The sequence below is a fragment of the Alteromonas sp. MB-3u-76 genome (genome assembly GCF_002831605.1).
Lineage (GTDB): Bacteria > Pseudomonadota > Gammaproteobacteria > Enterobacterales > Alteromonadaceae > Alteromonas > Alteromonas hispanica.
On record NZ_CP025115.1, the window covers coordinates 47,315 to 63,864 of the forward strand.

General features: G+C 42.9%; 19 protein-coding genes and 1 pseudogene. 12 read left to right on the forward strand and 8 right to left on the reverse strand.

Features of this window, described 5'->3' with window-relative positions:
• Positions 1 to 37 precede the first annotated feature (37 nt).
• The gene (locus CW735_RS00210; RefSeq protein ID WP_071978166.1) at positions 38 to 373 is read right to left on the reverse strand and encodes a DUF1820 family protein; all 336 of its coding nucleotides are present in this window, start codon (positions 371 to 373) and stop codon (positions 38 to 40) included.
• 246 nt (positions 374 to 619) lie between these two features.
• Here CW735_RS00210 and CW735_RS00215 point away from each other — a divergent pair, with 246 nt between their 5' ends.
• Complete coding sequence (locus CW735_RS00215) at positions 620 to 2,272, forward strand: M28 family metallopeptidase (protein WP_071978167.1); 1,653 nt, start codon at positions 620 to 622, stop codon at positions 2,270 to 2,272.
• Between the two features lie 28 nt (positions 2,273 to 2,300).
• On the opposite strand, the gene CW735_RS19450 is transcribed toward CW735_RS00215, so the two are convergent.
• A complete protein-coding gene (locus CW735_RS19450) occupies positions 2,301 to 2,612 on the reverse strand; it encodes a hypothetical protein (RefSeq protein WP_157812623.1) in 312 nt (103 codons plus the stop codon).
• On the opposite strand from CW735_RS19450, the gene CW735_RS00225 reads away from it, so the two are divergent.
• On the forward strand, positions 2,613 to 2,819 hold the full coding sequence (locus tag CW735_RS00225; RefSeq protein ID WP_015068459.1) for a hypothetical protein: 207 nt from the start codon (positions 2,613 to 2,615) through the stop codon (positions 2,817 to 2,819). It abuts the gene before it with no gap.
• Between the two features lie 414 nt (positions 2,820 to 3,233).
• Here CW735_RS00225 and slmA read toward each other — a convergent pair whose 3' ends face one another.
• Together slmA and coaBC are read right to left on the reverse strand one after the other, a co-directional pair.
• A complete protein-coding gene (slmA, locus tag CW735_RS00230) occupies positions 3,234 to 3,824 on the reverse strand; it encodes a nucleoid occlusion factor SlmA (protein ID WP_071978168.1) in 591 nt (196 codons plus the stop codon).
• Between the two features lie 227 nt (positions 3,825 to 4,051).
• On the reverse strand, positions 4,052 to 5,344 hold the full coding sequence (coaBC, locus tag CW735_RS00240) for a bifunctional phosphopantothenoylcysteine decarboxylase/phosphopantothenate--cysteine ligase CoaBC (protein ID WP_232230531.1): 1,293 nt from the start codon (positions 5,342 to 5,344) through the stop codon (positions 4,052 to 4,054).
• A 157-nt stretch (positions 5,345 to 5,501) separates the two neighbouring features.
• Between coaBC and radC the strand changes: the two genes are divergently transcribed.
• The 5 genes from radC (at position 5,502) to CW735_RS00265 (ending at position 10,266) form a co-directional block, all read left to right on the forward strand.
• Positions 5,502 to 6,179 (forward strand): RadC family protein, encoded by a 678-nt coding sequence (gene radC, locus CW735_RS00245; protein WP_071978170.1) that lies wholly within the window; start codon positions 5,502 to 5,504, stop codon positions 6,177 to 6,179.
• 92 nt (positions 6,180 to 6,271) lie between these two features.
• Positions 6,272 to 6,631 (forward strand): hypothetical protein, encoded by a 360-nt coding sequence (locus CW735_RS00250; RefSeq protein WP_071978171.1) that lies wholly within the window; start codon positions 6,272 to 6,274, stop codon positions 6,629 to 6,631.
• 97 nt (positions 6,632 to 6,728) lie between these two features.
• Positions 6,729 to 7,421 (forward strand): YjbF family lipoprotein, encoded by a 693-nt coding sequence (locus tag CW735_RS00255; RefSeq protein WP_071978172.1) that lies wholly within the window; start codon positions 6,729 to 6,731, stop codon positions 7,419 to 7,421.
• A complete protein-coding gene (locus CW735_RS00260) occupies positions 7,418 to 8,167 on the forward strand; it encodes a capsule biosynthesis GfcC family protein (RefSeq protein ID WP_232230532.1) in 750 nt (249 codons plus the stop codon). The genes CW735_RS00255 and CW735_RS00260 overlap by 4 nt, the downstream gene beginning before the upstream one ends.
• Entirely contained in the window at positions 8,164 to 10,266 is a 2,103-nt protein-coding gene (locus tag CW735_RS00265) for a YjbH domain-containing protein (RefSeq protein ID WP_071978173.1), read from the forward strand. Before CW735_RS00260 ends, CW735_RS00265 begins: the two co-directional genes overlap by 4 nt.
• Positions 10,267 to 10,279: 13 nt before the next feature.
• Here the strand turns inward: CW735_RS00265 and CW735_RS00270 are convergent, their stop codons facing one another.
• A complete protein-coding gene (locus CW735_RS00270) occupies positions 10,280 to 11,038 on the reverse strand; it encodes a glycosyltransferase family 25 protein (RefSeq protein WP_071978174.1) in 759 nt (252 codons plus the stop codon).
• A gap of 11 nt (positions 11,039 to 11,049) precedes the next feature.
• Positions 11,050 to 11,259: pseudogene (locus tag CW735_RS00275) on the reverse strand (glycerol-3-phosphate cytidylyltransferase); the annotation flags it as partial.
• 730 nt (positions 11,260 to 11,989) lie between these two features.
• Here CW735_RS00275 and rpmB point away from each other — a divergent pair.
• The 4 genes from rpmB to mutM all read left to right on the forward strand — a co-directional run bounded on the left by rpmB (position 11,990) and on the right by mutM (position 13,922).
• Positions 11,990 to 12,226: a 50S ribosomal protein L28 gene (gene rpmB, locus CW735_RS00280; RefSeq protein WP_032094753.1), complete on the forward strand. Its 237-nt coding sequence runs from the start codon at positions 11,990 to 11,992 to the stop codon at positions 12,224 to 12,226.
• Positions 12,227 to 12,237: 11 nt separating this feature from the next.
• A complete protein-coding gene (gene rpmG / locus CW735_RS00285) occupies positions 12,238 to 12,393 on the forward strand; it encodes a 50S ribosomal protein L33 (RefSeq protein WP_013786148.1) in 156 nt (51 codons plus the stop codon).
• 254 nt (positions 12,394 to 12,647) lie between these two features.
• The gene (locus tag CW735_RS00290) at positions 12,648 to 13,112 is read left to right on the forward strand and encodes a hypothetical protein (RefSeq protein ID WP_071978175.1); all 465 of its coding nucleotides are present in this window, start codon (positions 12,648 to 12,650) and stop codon (positions 13,110 to 13,112) included.
• Entirely contained in the window at positions 13,113 to 13,922 is an 810-nt protein-coding gene (mutM, locus tag CW735_RS00295) for a bifunctional DNA-formamidopyrimidine glycosylase/DNA-(apurinic or apyrimidinic site) lyase (protein ID WP_071978176.1), read from the forward strand.
• A gap of 74 nt (positions 13,923 to 13,996) precedes the next feature.
• Here the strand turns inward: mutM and coaD are convergent, their stop codons facing one another.
• Positions 13,997 to 14,482: a pantetheine-phosphate adenylyltransferase gene (gene coaD, locus CW735_RS00300; RefSeq protein WP_071978177.1), complete on the reverse strand. Its 486-nt coding sequence runs from the start codon at positions 14,480 to 14,482 to the stop codon at positions 13,997 to 13,999.
• A 119-nt stretch (positions 14,483 to 14,601) separates the two neighbouring features.
• Positions 14,602 to 15,333, reverse strand: a complete 732-nt coding sequence (locus CW735_RS00305) for a 3-deoxy-D-manno-octulosonic acid kinase (RefSeq protein WP_232368332.1) — start codon at positions 15,331 to 15,333, stop codon at positions 14,602 to 14,604.
• A gap of 94 nt (positions 15,334 to 15,427) precedes the next feature.
• Between CW735_RS00305 and CW735_RS00310 the strand changes: the two genes are divergently transcribed.
• The gene (locus CW735_RS00310) at positions 15,428 to 16,432 is read left to right on the forward strand and encodes a glycosyltransferase family 9 protein (RefSeq protein ID WP_100970662.1); all 1,005 of its coding nucleotides are present in this window, start codon (positions 15,428 to 15,430) and stop codon (positions 16,430 to 16,432) included.
• Positions 16,433 to 16,550: the final 118 nt, after the last annotated feature.

Sequence of the window (16,550 nt, forward strand, 5' to 3'; positions counted from 1 at the left end):
AGGGTCTCCGGTAACCTTAACCGGAAACCCCGGCGCGTTACTCTTTAGTTGGTGTATAAATTGGGCTAGGAAAGACAGTTACTTTATCAGATTTATTTTCCAATTGAGTAATTTTGGCCGAACCTTTTTTATTTACGGCGTCAATGCGAAGTACATTGTGCATCGGAATATAAGTTTTTGTTACTCCTGAAAATTCAGATTTTAATTTCTCGTGGCTAGGATCAAGCACAACACTGGTATGCGTATCCCAAACAAAATCACCAATTTCAACAAAGCCGAATAAACTGCCTTGCATAAGGGTTTTTACGTAAAGCTCGTAACGTTCGCCGTTACTAATAAATTGAATGCGGTATAACAACTCTTCGTTAGCCATGTGCTGCTCTTGTCATTTAAAAACCATACTTATCATTACGCCTTGTTTATGAGGCGCAATATTCGAGTATTTGACCACTTATTTATTTTTAAATTTTATAACGACTCTCATATGCGAGCAATGGCAGAAAACCTGTGTTAAACGAAATACGTCGCATAGCATTCCCGCTATAAACTGCGTTAACATATTGCTTACAGCGTTACACTTGAATAAAAGCTTGGTGTAAACAAAACACGGTGGAACAAAATGATAAAAAAACTACTCCTAGGCAGTGTAATGACAGCAATGACTTTTGCTGTGGGTGCACATGGCCATTCGTCTGCAAAGCATGCAGCGACAGAAAATGTATTTAGCCCTGATACTCAGCGCATCAAATCTCATCTCTTTTTCTTAGCCGATGACTTGTTGGAGGGCCGCGATACCGGCTCTCGTGGACACGATATTGCTGCGCTTTATATTGCAACAGAATTTGCAAAGTATGGCTTAACGCCAGCGGGTACCGATGGATTCATCCAAAATGTCTCTTTTCGCAAGGCAAACTTAGTTCAAGAATCTCCTCAGTTTACGTTAACGAAAAACGGTAATACCGTAGATTTTGCTTATCCCAAACAATATCTCGCTGGTCCTAGCTTATTGAGCGAAGAGGCAAAACTAGAGGGTGAAATTGTATTTGTGGGGTATGGCATTATTGCCGACGAACTATCGCACAACGATTATGAAGGCTTAGATGTAGACGGCAAAATAGTGGTTACGTTAGCTGGTAAACCCAGCGACTTTCCATCTGAAGAAGGGGCACACTTTGCTTCAGGTTATCAAAAGCAAAAGTATGCCGTAGATAATGGCGCCATTGGCATGATTACCATTACTACACCTAAAAACGAAAAGGTTCGTCCGTATCAAAGCCGTTTAAGTTACATCCATACACCGCGTATGGCATGGCTGAATGATAACAATGAACCTGCTAACAGCTTTCCTCAGCTTAAAGGCGGCGCCTACATGAGCGAAGGCGCAGCTAGAACGTTATTTGAAGGCGCTGAGCGCAGCTTAGATGAGATATATGCTGATCTTGAAGCGGATAAAGTTCCTAAGGGGTTCGCGTTAGAAGGTGTAGTAGATATCAGCAAAACAAGCACGCATGACACCATCACAAGTCCTAATGTTGTCGGTATGCTCGAAGGTTCAGATCCTGAGTTGAAAAACGAGTACGTAGTGTTTTCTGCTCACTCTGACCATATTGGTTTTGCGAAAACAGTTAAGAAAGACAACATTAATAACGGTGCTATGGATAATGCTTCGGGCACATCTGTAATGCTAGAAACAGCGCGACTGTTCAGTGAAATGGAAGAAAAGCCCAAGCGCTCAATTTTGTTTGTATCTGTTACGGGCGAAGAAAAGGGTCTACTGGGAGCTGATTATTTTGCTCGCAATCCAACAGTTCCGGTAACGTCTATGGTGGCTAACGTAAACCTTGATATGCCTATTTTAACCTATGAGTTTGCAGATGTAATTGCATTTGGTGCTAACCATAGTGATTTACAGAAGTCTGTAGAAAGAGCAGCGGCCAACGCTGATATTGAGTTAAGCCCTGATCCATGGCCAGAACAGGCTTTATTTACTCGTTCAGACCATTATGCATTTGTAAAACAGGGCGTTCCTGCTGTTTTCATGGTACCAGGTCTTAAATCAAAAGATCCAAGCGTAGATGGCAGCAAAGTGTTTGGGCAGTTTTTGTCGACTCACTATCACAAGCCTAGCGATGACATTAACCAGCCATTTAATTGGAAAGCAGCTGAAACCTTTACCAAGGTGAATGCTCAAATAGGTTGGACGTTAGCCAATCAAGAAGCTAAGCCTCAGTGGAATGAAGGTGACTTCTTTGGCGATACGTTTGGTAAGTAAGGTACAGTAACATTAATAAAGCGGCGCGTCATGCGCCGTTTTTTGTTTGCCCAGCGAATCTGGCAAACCCGTCAGGTTGAAAGAAACCTGAATCACCCTGACTGAGGGGAAGATAATCCGAATGGCAAGGGCGCTGTTGGCCAACGATAGGGTCTGAAGGAAGCCATAGGAAGTTAGAGGTACACAACGAAAGTGAACCTGATTCGGCAAGGCAGGTGGGTAAGCGTGCAAAATAGCGCGAAGCCCGATACTCAGTCAGACCTGTTTTGTGTTTGAGGGTGGAATTTCTAACAGGGAACCAGTGCAGTAACTGGGGAAGCCTGGCATTGGATCCAATCAAATGGTTGGACGTATCGTTCAAGGAGTGATCCAAGAATGTTGCGAGTGTGAGGTGGCAGATGAACCCGTAGTAGTGAGTAAGGCTAGGCCGATGAAAGCCAGTAATGGTGTGGAGGGTAAAACCAAGCCGACTATCAGCATTGTGTTTGATAGGATCTATTTTAGCCAAAAGCTTAAATGGATTGCGAAGGGGGGAAGCAGACTTTAAGACTCTGATGAGTTGTGAGTTTTTTTATCATTGATACACAAGCCGCCTGATCAGCGGGACAAGTCGAATCGGTGCGCTAGGAATAGTGATGTCTGGTGAGACAGGCCGTATATGGGAAGTAATTGTAGTCAAATTTGGTAGATTGCCTCAGTGCTAGAACGCCAAACCCTGCAATGAAAGTTACCACAATGTTAGAAAATGAACGATGTCCATAGGGCGCACGATACTAGATTGCAAATTAGCATTGTGCCACTTAGCAAGTGATATGAAGTATGCAGGAGCCGTATACGAGGCCCGTACGTACGGTTCTGTGAGAGGGATGAGGCGCAAGCCTCACCCTACTCGATATTAAGAGTAATGAGTAAGTGCTATTAGGCAATGGTGCATGTTTTGTCTAATCCAGATGTCTATTTTTTATGAAACAAACATTTGCTTGAATGCTGCCCACTGCTCGTTAAACTGCTCGGTAGGTTTACGTGTAAATCCGCTTCTGATAAACAAGTTTATGCGTCCATCAGTATAACAAATGAGCATGTTAGCAATAATGGCTTCATCGGCGGAAAGGGTTTTGCCTTCTCTCAGCTTTCGTTCTCTTAGCACTTGTTTAAGTTGAGTCTCTAGGCGCTCGTATAGTTTTGCTATACGTGCACGCAAGCGCTCTTGCTCACCCATTAACGCATCGCCGTTAAGAATACGCGTAATACCGGGATTTTTTTCTGCAAACCCTAAAATAAGGTGCAAAATCATCTGGCAGCGAGTTAAAGAATCTTTTTCTTCATTCACTATTTTATTTATGCGAGTGAATAAGGTTTCTTCGATGAATTCTATTAACCCCTCAAACATGCGGGCTTTACTTGGAAAGTGACGATAAAGTGCGGCTTCGGAAACCCCTACTTTTTCGGCTAACTTTGCTGTTGTTATGCGCTGTCCTGGATTAGTTTCCAACATTCCAGCAAGTGCTTGCAGAATCTGCGCTCTGCGATTGGTTTTTTTGACTGCAGGCATGACGAAATGACTTCCTCCGCAACCGAGTAAGTTACACTCGGGTTCCTTGTTAAGTTGGCTATTGCCAAAAGTTATTGTTTTTATATTCTTATTATTAAAACTAACGCACTGCTAAAGCTAACGCGTTATGTAAGCCAGTTCATGACTGGCCAAAAGCGAAGCAAACTGCGTGTTGATTTATCTGCATCGCTCTTATCTCTTAGCCTAATTAACACTAAGCAGTATCATTACTGAAGAGTACTACTAAAACGTGTTGCTATCAGCGAAATCAGTTGATGCGCTAACTCACGCTTGCTGGTGGCCGGTAACTTTTTATCACCCCCGTTCCATATCACGTGAAGTGCATTTTTATCACTATTAAAGCCTAGACCATCTGCAGTAATGTTGTTAGCCGCAATCATATCAAGATTTTTCTTTGCTAACTTCGAACGAGCGTAGTTTTCTACATTTTGGCTTTCAGCTGCAAAGCCTACACAGAATGGTCTGTCTTTTCTTTGTGAAATTGTAGCTAGAATATCAGGGTTTTTTATAAAAGTAAGCGTTAACTCATCATCTGATTTTTTGATTTTATTATCAGCCACATTTACCGCTTTATAATCGGCTACTGCTGCGGTACTTATAAAAATATCCGCTTTAGGTGCACTTTGCGTACAGGCGGTCAACATTTCATCTGCTGTGACTACGTCTATACGTTTACAGCCTTTGGGCGTAGCAAGAGAAACTGGGCCTGCTACAAGGGTAACTTCAGCGCCTGCATTAACTGCCGCTTCAGCTACAGCAAACCCCATTTTTCCTGAGCTATGGTTTGATATATAGCGAACAGGGTCGAGAGGTTCTTGGGTGGGACCTGCAGTAATTAACACGTGTTTTCCTGTCAGTACCTCGCCGCAATTGATAGGTACTGAAGATTGTTTGTTATTTATTGTATGGATGTCATATAGGGCTTCACATACTCTATGTGCAATATCTATAGGCTCAACCATTCTACCCGCCCCTAAATCACCACAAGCTTGTTCGCCGCTTGCTGGGCCGATAAATTCAACACCGTAGTTGGTCAATATGTTTACGTTAGCCAAGGTCGCTGGCGCCTTCCACATTTGCTGGTTCATAGCTGGTGCAATAAATACCTTGGCCGTAGTAGCAAGATAAACTGTAGTTAATAAGTCATCGGCCATACCGTAGGCTAATTTCGCTAGCGTATTCGCTGTGGCGGGAGCGATTAAAAGTACGTCTGCCCATTTTGCAAGCTCAATATGGCCCATAGCTGCTTCTGCAGCAGGGTCGAGTAAATGTTGATGTACCGTATTCCCAGACACCGCCTGCAAAGATAGCGGGCTAACAAATTCTGCCGCAGAACTTGTTAATACAACGCGCACATTAGCGCCCAATGCAGTGAGTTTGCGCACAAGATCTGGTGACTTATAGGCTGCGATACCGCCAGTTACGCCAAGTAAAACATTTTTATTTGCAAGGGATAGAGTCATAAGAAGCACAGATAGCAAATGATTGTTAAACAGCATATTAAACTATCACGAAGCTAAAATCTGGGATAGGTAAACAAAAGTTGATATCGGTTAATCGCTGGTTTACCCGCTTTAAGCAAACCCGCCTAGAATACAGTCGTTGAGGTAGTGGTTTTCCGCTATAACATGGCTACAGAATAAACAGAGCAATATAATGACAATAAAAGCATGGCCATCCAGTGAAAGGCCAAGAGAAAAATTACTCTCTTTTGGCGCTCATAGTCTCAGTGATGCTGAGTTAATAGCAATATTATTTGGGAAGGGAACAAGAGGAAAATCTGCCGTTGAACTTGCGCATGATATGCTTAACGAACTCGGTACACTAAGAGAGGTTGTTACTGCATCAGAGGAGCGCTTTACGTCGCTAAAAGGTATTGGCCGCTGCCGTTATGCGCAGTTTCATGCAGCCTTTGAAATTTTTCGTCGCAATTTAGAAATACAGCTTACTCGTCAAGATGCTTTCAACAATGTAGAGGATACCAAGCGATATTTGCAAGCTAAGCTAAGAGATTGCGAGCAAGAAAAGTTTGCGCTGTTAATGCTCAATAGTCAGCATCAGCTTATTGCATTCAGAGTTATGTTTACAGGCACGATAAATAGTGCGGCTGTTTATCCACGGGAATTAATTAAGCAAGTGATGAGAGATAATGCGGCGGCGGTTATTTTGGTTCACAATCATCCTTCTGGCGTGGCAGAGCCTAGCCATGCAGACATTCGTTTAACCAGCGAGATCAAAGCCGCAATGAGCACGATCGATGTGCCTGTGCTAGATCATTTTGTCGTGGGAGACAAAGAAACTATTTCTTTTGCTCAAAGAGGGTTGTTATCATAGCAACCTAGGTCATTTTTTGATTATATTCTAGTCAAAGCGTCAAAAATGATTTAGCATAGGATATTAGTGGGTATTTTTATTAAAGGACTGTTATGAAAAAGTCGATTATTGCATTATTTGCAGCTGCTACTATGGTAGCTGGCGTTAGCGCGCAAGAAGTAGAAGGTGGTTCAGGCGCAGGCGGTGCGGGTGTTGTCACCGGTGGCGTTGTTGCATCGGCTGCTGTTGGTCTTGGTGTTCTTGTTGCTGTTTCAAACAACAACTCTGCAGACGCTCCTACGGTAGTTGATCCGGATCCAGCAACTCCTACTTGTGAAGGTGACGATCCTTTGGTAGATGGCGTATGCGTGGGCACAACTAACACTGTAACGGTAACTACTTCTGGCACAACTACAGCAACTACTACAGTTACTGTTCCTGTGACATTTACTTACGCTCCGACAGTACAGTAAATACAACAGATTTTTTGAAAGCCGCTTTAATTAGCGGCTTTTTTATTAGTAGCAAGAAACTTTTCTACCCTAATTTTCCTCTCGTCGGCGCATTTACATGAAACCATACTTTTCTTTTGCGATCGTTGGAATTCTTATCCTTGCGATCTCTGGTTGTTCAACTACAACACTAGCCTATTACAACACCCTTAAGCTTGCCCTAAAAGATCGCACAGTCAGTTACACGGTCGAAGAAATCACAGCTAGTAAGGCCGATTTAATGCAGATAAAAGCAGGTGATCGTGATACAGCCTCTCTGGCGCTAGCCTATATTGACGGCGATCGTTATCGCTGGGTGTCGGCAGATAAAGTTATTTTTACTATGCATCACGGTGTTATTGTAAAAACAGAAGGCTTGGATAACGATATTTTTTATACCAGTAACCTTCAACATAACCCGCTTGGTGGTGCCGATGTTCTAGCATATAACTGGAAGCGGAAAATTGATGTGTCGGATATAGGTTTCGGTGTTGCTGTAAACTCGGCGTGGCAAATAGAGGGCGAGGTAACTCGTAACTATCTCGAGTATTCAGTCCCCTTAATAAAAGTTGTGGAAACCGTTTCTTTCCCTGACTACACACCCTTTATTGACACAGGGTTATCATGGGAAAATGTTTATTACCTACATAAAACAACAAAAGAGCTTTTCGCGTCAACGCAAAAGTTCAGTCCTACTGGTGATACATACGAAATGGTGTATTTGAGCCGCATAGTGCGCGAAATGAATAAGCAAGGAGTGCGAGGACAGTGAGAACGCTAATTCATACTCTGCTAATAGCAGCTTTTCTTTTTACCGATATCGCGGCAGCTCAGCGCGACCTCGTTACTGTTATGATAAATAAGCAGACATATCAATTTGATAGAGCCATAAGACTGTCAAGCGCATTATCTATTGTTGCAGACAGCGGTCAGTGGTATTGGCCTACCGCTGCAGCATTCGACTTATCTAACGATTCTGCGGAACACGATAAAGAAGTTGTGTTATCTAATATTAGGGAGTTACTCAGTAATTTTGATTCTAATAGCGATACACATAAAGCGCTAAGCAGCCTTTATCAACAGGTGGCGGCATGGACGGTTTCTACCCGTTTAAAAATGCCAATATCTTATAATAGAGCGCGACTTTTTTATGAAGAAAATCCAATGTTTCAGCCTGGCAAATACTGGATAAGACTCGATGGACGGCCTAATGTTATTCATTTTTCTGGCGCTGTCGCTAAACCCGGTGCATATCAACATCAAAGTGACACCTCGGTTTATACGGCATCTCATAACGTAGCTAAACTCAGAGATGCTGATAAAAGCCATGTTTACGTTATTCTTCCCTCAGGAGAGATAGAGCGTAAGGGCGTGGCGCTCTGGAATTTAGACTTTTCTCAGTTAATGCCGGGCAGTCAGGTTTATGTACCTATCTCATCTGAGTTATTCAGCAACGAAATTAGTCTTCTTAATGAGCGCGTTGCCGCTTTAGCAGTAAATAGGATCCTTCCTCAATGAGTGCGTATTTTCCTTCAAAAAAAACAACATTAGCGCTGGTTGTGGGCAGTGTATTATCGTCTGTTTCTCATGCAGACACGCAAATAAAAGTAACGCCTTCGCAAATGGTGCAAGGGGGTAACGGGCTTATTCAAACGCCTACTGCTCGCATGCGAGAGCAAGGCGGTATGGCAATTAATTATACTGATAATGGCGAATATCGCTTCTGGTCTGTAAATATCCAGCTGTATGATTGGATGGAAGCAACCGCGCGTTACACCGACGTACGTACACAGTTCTATAGTCAAGTGGAGTCTTTTAGCGGAGATCAAACGCTCAAAGACAAAGGTTTAGATGTAAAATTCAGACTTTGGAAAGAGAGCTATTATCTCCCTGATATCAGTGTTGGATTTAGAGACTTCGGTGGCACGGGTTTTTTCGAAAGTGAATATATCAATGCGAGCAAATCTGTAGGACCGTTTGATTTCCACTTGGGCTTAGGCTGGGGATATTTAGGAACTGCTGATGATATCACCAACCCTTTTTGTGAGCTAAGAGAGAGCTTTTGCGAACGTCCAGGTGGCTTTTCGGGGCGAGGGGGCAAAGTTGATTATGACCAGTTTTTCAAGGGCACTGCGTCATTTTTTGGTGGTGTAGAATACCAAACCCCATGGGAGCCGCTCACATTAAAACTTGAATTTGAGGGTAATGATTATTCTCGAGATAGAGCGGGTGAATTAGAGCAAGACTCACGCTGGAATATTGGTGCGGTTTATCGCTATAAAGACCTTGATTTAAGTCTAAACTATCAGCGAGGCAATACAATTGGCTTTGGGGTTACTTACCGCTTCAATATGAACACGGTATCACAGTTGAAATTCGATGAAGAGCCTCGGTCTTTAATGACTAGGCGCCCCCCTAAAAAGATAGAAGACGTCAATAAGTCAGCTTTGTATAACGATATGTTTCGCAGTGCTGGTTTTGTGCTGTCGGATGCTGAGTTAGAAGAAAACAAGGCTACATTCTACGGTACACAAGTTAGTTATCGTGACCAAGATGAAGCAATAGAGCGAATTGGCCGTGTTGCCGCTTCTGAGTTACCGGATTCAGTAGAGACATACCACATTGTAGACAACCGTGGTGGCCAGCCAATGGTAGATACACAAGTAGACGCGGAGGCATTTATTGCCGCCGCGCGATATGAATCTGTCGACGCTGACATAAAGCAAACTTATGTAAGAACGGAACCGTCACAAGAAGTCTTAGATGCTTACGATCCAGAGAACACGAAAGGGATGTTTTATAGCGCAGATTTCTTTTTCACTCAGTCTATTGGGAACCCTGAAGACTTTTTCTTGTACCAAACAGGGTTCTTACTAGGGGGAGGTTATGCCTTCGATGAGAAGTTCTCAGTAAGGGGCAGCGCTCGCGTAACATTATTAGATAACTTTGATAAATTTAATTACCTAGTTGATAACGAAGAAGTATCTCTTCCAAGAGTAAGAACGCGGGTAAGAGAGTACGTGTCTGACAATAATATTTGGTTAGACACTGCAATATTGCATTATAAAGACAGACTGGCAGAAAATGTGTTTGGCCAAGTTTACGCCGGTTATTTAGAAACTATGTTTGCAGGCGTGGGCGGTGAGGTAATGTATCGTCCTGTCGATAGTAACCTAGCCTACGGTGTCGATATTAACTATGTAAAACAGCGTGATCCGTTTAGACAGTTAGCAACGGAAGATTATGAAGCCATTACCGGCCATGCCAGCGTTTATTGGAAACCAGAGTTTCTAGATGACACGCAAATCACGGTGAGTGCAGGGCAGTTTTTGGCAAAAGACAGAGGCGTTAACATTGATTACGCGAAGCGGTTTGACAGTGGCATTATTGTCGGAGCTTTTGCGGCCTTTACCAATGTATCATCTGAAGAATATGGTGAGGGTAGTTTCACTAAAGGCTTTTATATCTCTATACCCACTGATTTATTCTTACTCCAACCGTCTAAGGGGCGTGGATTCTTCCCATGGGTTCCAATCTCCAGAGATGGTGGACAGATGCTTCAGCGTCCTGCTCGCTTAATTAATCAAACTGAAATAAGGTCTCCGTTCTACGATTAGGACGTCTTTGCAGTCAGTAACTTTTTACGTGTCGCTTAAATTTTGTAATTTGAAGCTTCACGTAATAATGGTTTTGAATTTTTTGCAAAAGCTGTAACCAAAGCCTTCTAATTGGTCGGCGATGTTGCTTGTTTGTTCCATCGCCTATCGTACTCTCATAATGTAAATCTTGTGAGACTGGATAGGGTAACAGCGACATTACTTCAACCCCCCGTTCCCAAAAATACTGTATATCAGTGTCACATGGACGACCAAAGGTTTGTGTTGTATCAAGTAAACGCTGTGCGGCTTCTTTCGTTATTGCTGTGGCAGCGCCTCCACTCATGGGCTTATTATGAATGACTAGCTTAAACTCATTGTCGATTTCATATGAGAATGCAATAGGGCGAGTACGATTATTATAAGCTGCTAACTTAATAACATCCCAAGGCACGTCAAGCCCTTTAATGGTTTCAATTGCACGCTTCAAATCTGAATTTAGTACAAAGTCGTCTTCTAGCACGATCCCGAAAGGCTCATTAGACGAAGCAATGCGTTCCCATGCTTTTCTGTGGCTCAGGTAGCAGCCAATTTGAGCATCTGAAAGGTTATAGTAATACTGTTTCTCATTTAGACCTTTGCTGTAATGCGCGAATTTCTCTTTTTCCAAAAGAGATTTTCCCAATATGGCATTTAGTCTCTCGAACTCGATATTTTGTGCCGAGAGTCGAGATGCACTTTGGGAGAGTCTCTGCGTGCTTTTTTCAAGATTGATTAAATAGATTTTTGTCATAATATCGCGCGCTACTGACTTTCTTTAATAACTTCGATTATTTCAGTAGTAGAAACTGACGGCGTTCTAGGAAGGTAAACTACTTCACAAACATCACTAAATTCATCAAATTTACCTTCCCACTCGTTGCCCATCACTAATACGTCTGCCTTATGTTGAAGAATATAATCTCGCTTTTTCTCAAGCGACTCTTCCATAAATACGTCATCAACAAAGCGAACATCGAAGGGATATTCAGACACACTGTAATAGCAGGCTTTAGGCCCAATTCCATGCTGCATAAGCGCCAATTTAGCATGAAGTGTAGACTTATCTGCCGCTGAAAAAGGCGGTACGTTGCCAAATATTATCCAATCTACTCTTTTTGTCTGATAAAACGACAGTGTGGTGCATTCATCAGGAATAAAATGGTACTGAAGACCATCAGCATCTAACTTTTGTGTTTTTACTTCGTCGTAGCCCGGTTCTGGATGTAAAACAAACTCTACCTCTACACCCGATTCTTTGAGTGCATTTGCGACAGGAAAATACTGAGGGAGGTAATAAAGATGCTGAACATCAAAAATGATGGACTTTGTCATGTGATACGTGACCTATTTTTCGCATAGTTGCTTTTTATTTTAGTGACGCGCTTGAGCACCCGTGGTATGTTTGCGCCCACTTTATTTGTGGCTTTCTAATGAGCCTATTGTTCACCGTAAGATACCACAAAAATAATCGGGTGTGGGTTGCGGTTATTAATTAAAGTACAGTAATTAGTAGTAGATATACCAAGATCGTGGAAAAAACAGCTAAAAAGTGACCTTTTTTTACTTTCTTATTGAAATGATCCTGCCTTTGCTGTATAAAATGCGCCCTCTAATTTATAGTAATACGTCATTTGACCCAACGACTGTTTGAGCGGTGGGATTGACTGGCGCGACAGTTATCGTTGTTCTGGAGACAAATACAATGTCAAGAGTATGTCAAGTAACAGGTAAGCGTCCAACGGTTGGTAATAACCGTTCACACGCAAGAAATGCGACCCGTCGTCGCTTTTTGCCAAACCTTCAAACACACCGTTTTTGGGTTGAGAGCGAAAGCCGTTTTGTTAAACTACGTTTGTCTGCTAAAGGCATGCGTATCATCGATAAGAAAGGTATCGACTCAGTATTAGCTGATGTTCGTGCCCGTGGTGAGAAAATCTAAGGAAGCCGACAATGCGCGATAAAATTAAACTAGTTTCTTCAGCAGGTACAGGTTTCTTCTACACCACTGATAAGAACAAACGTAACATGCCAGGCAAAATGGAGATCAAAAAGTTTGATCCTGTTGTGCGTAAGCACGTTATGTTCAAAGAGGCAAAAATCAAGTAAAGCCCTTTTAGAAAGAGCACTTGCTTTTGTCTCCACGAAAACCCGGCCTTTGCCGGGTTTTTTGCGTTTTGAAATACTCAGATCATCCAGCGATCTTTGTGAAGACACAAATTTAAGTATCTATTTGAACATCGTCTGCTTTGTTCTATCCACGCCTTTTAGTTTTTAATTATAGTAGTGATAGGGGATTGAATTGGTATCTCTAACGTTCAACCTTTATGATATGAGCACTTTTATGATAGCAGGTCGATATAGTGGCAAGACTTTCACAACGTGCAATGAACAATGTGGTCATCGTCGCCATGTTGATCATGATTGCTTTGTTTAATATAGACAGTTTTCTTCCTAAGAAGAAAGCGTCCGAGTTTCGCAGTTTATTGCCGCAAAACGCCTATCTGTTAAAGATAGAGCATGATGGGAGCCAGCTAATACGACAGGGGCAGCAGTGGCTTCAGCGTACCGTTGAGCACACGCCGTCAATAAGCCCAGAAGTGCAACTGCTAGGTTGGCAGAATGGCATATTACAACGTGCTCCGTCGGTGGCAAATGAGGTAGCTGGAGAAGAGCCTCTAGTTGTTGTTGTTTGGCTGGCCGGTGAAGAAAATGGCCGCGTTTACGGCTTTTATCCACGCTCTTCATCTACTCTCGTCGAAGTCGATAATGCCTGGTATACATTACAAGATGTTAGTTTAGATACACTACTGCCATGGAAAAAGTAAATGCCTGAGTTACCGGAAGTTGAAGTTAGCCGTTTAGGTGTATCACCGCATCTCATCAACAATACAATCGACAATATTATTGTTCGAGAACGGCGCATGCGATGGCCTATACCTGACGACGTCTCGTTAGTGGTAGGGCATAAAATCAATGATGTTAAACGAAGAGCCAAGTATCTGCTAATTGAAACCGATGTGGGCAGCTTGGTACTGCATCTGGGCATGTCTGGCAAGCTAAGGGTTATTGACGCGTCTACTCCGCTGATAAAACACGATCATGTCGATATTGTATTAAACACAGGCCTATGTTTACGTTTAAATGACCCTAGGCGCTTTGGCGCAGTGTTATTCCAAGCCCCCAATGCAGCATTGACGCTTTTTAATAACTTAGGCCCAGAGCCGCTTACTGAGGCGTTTGACGATAATCGTCTCTTTGCATTGTCGCGAGGTAAAAAAAGCCCGGTAAAAAGCTTTATTATGGATAACGCCGTAGTGGTAGGTGTGGGGAATATTTATGCCAACGAGGCTTTGTTTTTAGCCGGTATCGACCCTCGAAGACAGGCAGGGCGAATTAGCGCTGAGCGATATAAGCGCTTAACTGAAAACATTAAGCTCGTGCTTGCAAAGGCAATCACGCAAGGTGGAACCACACTTAAAGACTTTGCTCAGACCGATGGTAACCCGGGTTACTTTGCTCAGCACCTTAACGTTTATGGTAAAAAAGGTGAAAACTGTGAAGTGTGTGGAAACATGATCCAAAGCAAAGTGATTGGGCAGCGAAACACTTTTTTCTGTCTTCATTGTCAGCGCTAACTTATAAAGCTGAGCTTTAAATCAGCCTGTTAATGAGGTTAAAAGTCACAGTCTAAAAGCCAAAGCTTTAAAGATTATTTCTTTCCCAATCGCTCTCGCAGTGCGGCTTCTACTACGGGATGACAAAATCCGTCTACGGCACCTCTATGAAGCGCAACTTCTTTTACCAGTGTTGAAGAAATAAATGAGTTTTCTTCGGCTGGGGTGAGGAAAATACTCTCTAGCTTCGGGTTCAGTCGTCTATTCATATTGGCGAGTTGAAATTCATACTCGAAATCTGATACCGCACGTAGCCCGCGAATAAGTATGGTGGCGTTTTGTTCATCGGCAAAGTCTGCAAGCAAGCCTGTAAAACCAACTACTTCTACATTCGCTAAATCTGCTGTGACTTGCTTAATCATCTCTACCCGCTCTTCTAATGTGAAAAGAGGCTTTTTACTAGGGTTAGAAGCAATGGCAATAATAACGTGAGAAAACAATTTAGAAGCGCGTTCGATTAAGTCGGCATGGCCGTTTGTTATTGGATCAAACGTTCCCGGGTAGAGTGCTCGTGTATGCATATTGTTAAATCTTTTAGTTGTGTAGTCAGAGTGATTTACGGCACTAATGTATCACAGTTAATGCCTGAGCAAACCAGGCCAAGCATGAAACCCTTTGCATTCAACTCATTACTTTCACCTCATAGCATTGAGTGATAGCCATCGAGGCAATACTGCCAATCATCAAAAGACCAATGAAATATAGGGTTTTTGTTTTTCTCTTTTTGTAGCGAGCGCAATAGTCTGTCTAAGTTACTCGTTTTCCAGTGATGTCCTTTGCGTTTGCGACAACGGTCAAAATCAATCAGCCATATTTGTTGGTCATCATCCATCATGATATTACGAATATTTGCATCGTGATGGTGAACCTGACACTTGTGCATAGCTGCCATGGCTTCGCCAACGCTGCGCCATAGGTCTTTTCCTAATGGCTTTTGGCATAAAACGCGATGCAAATCTTGGCTGTTGGGAACTTTTTCGGTAATAAGGTCACCTCGGTAAATGACCCCTCGGCGATGGATGCGAGCCGCAACCGGAAGGGGGACCTTTAGACCTTCTTTTCGCATAGCAGCCAGCAGCCTAAACTCTTCGAATGGCCGTGAGTGCTCTACACCAGTGAACAGATACTGATCGCTTAGCACTTTGCCAATCATTCCGCCGCGTTGGTAGTGCCTTAATACCCACTGATGATGGTTGTGTTCAATAAACAGGGTAGTGCCGCGGCCTTGTGCTTTACCGGTAATTTTATTTTGAAACTGCCAATATTCGGGCGTGAAAGTGTCGATGCCAAGTTCTTCATCGAGGGCATCACTAATGGCGTCATCGTATAGAAAGTGGTGTCCGGCACCTAGGTCTCGTCGTATTATCGCCATGTTTTTCACAACTTATGGTAAATTTAACATTCTAACGATTTATTTAAGTTTTTCAGCAATGAGAGAGCGCTAAGTGGGAAAAAAGATTTGTTTAATGCGTTTATCAGCCATTGGCGACGTGTGTCATGCCGTGGCGATGGTCAATCGAATCCAAACAGCGTGGCCTGATACTGAAATTACATGGGTTATCGGTAAAGTTGAATACCAGTTAGTTAGGCTTATGCCCAATATTCGTTTCATTATTTTTGACAAAAAACGTGGAAAGGCAGCTGTAGACGAACTTAAGCATGCGGTTAAAGACGAGGTATTTGATGCGCTATTGATGATGCAAGTGGCGCTTAGAGCTAACTTAGCGTCTCGGGTAATCAATGCAAAGCAGCGCATTGGCTTCGATTGGGCACGCAGTAAAGAACTTCATTGGTTATTTGCGAATAAGCGTGTGGCAAGTAGGAAGCATGCCCATGTATTAGACGGTTTTATGGACTTTGCAGATGCACTCGGCGTGCCCAGTGTAGAGAAGCTGAAATGGGACATTCCAGTGTCTGACGAAGATAAATTATGGGCGCGTCAACAAGCTCAAAAATTAGGTAAGTATATCGTTATTGCCCCAGCTGCTAGTAAAGCCGAACGCAATTGGTTGCCAGAACGATACGCGAGTATTGCTGATTATATTCAACAACAAAATGTAAATGTAATACTCTGCGGCGGCCCAGGAAAGCTCGATAGAGAGACTGCTGACGCCATTAAGCACCATGCAGCCACGGAGTTACAGGATTTCACGGGAAAAACGTCGCTTCATCAGTTGCTTATGTTACTTAAACACGCAGATTTAGTTATCGCGCCAGATACTGGCCCTGCACATATGGCGACCACCGTTGGCACCCCTGTTATTGGGCTCTATGCGCATTCAAACCCTCTTAGAACAGGCCCATATAATAATCTTGATGATGTTGTGTCCGTTTATAATGAATGTATAGAAGAGCAAAAAGGCAAGTCATGGCGCAAGCTTCCGTGGGGGACAAGAGCGAAAGGCAGCCACCTAATGGAAAGAATTTCCATCGAACAGGTAAAAGAAAAAATCAGTGGCTATATGGTTTAGCTTGCTTTTTTCTGGGTAAATTGTTCAGCTTGTAACTACACTGTGTTTAGCAACCTTAATTGCTCTATTTCTCTAAAATAAAGTTGAATATTTCAACAAGCACGGTGCTTTTTATTTC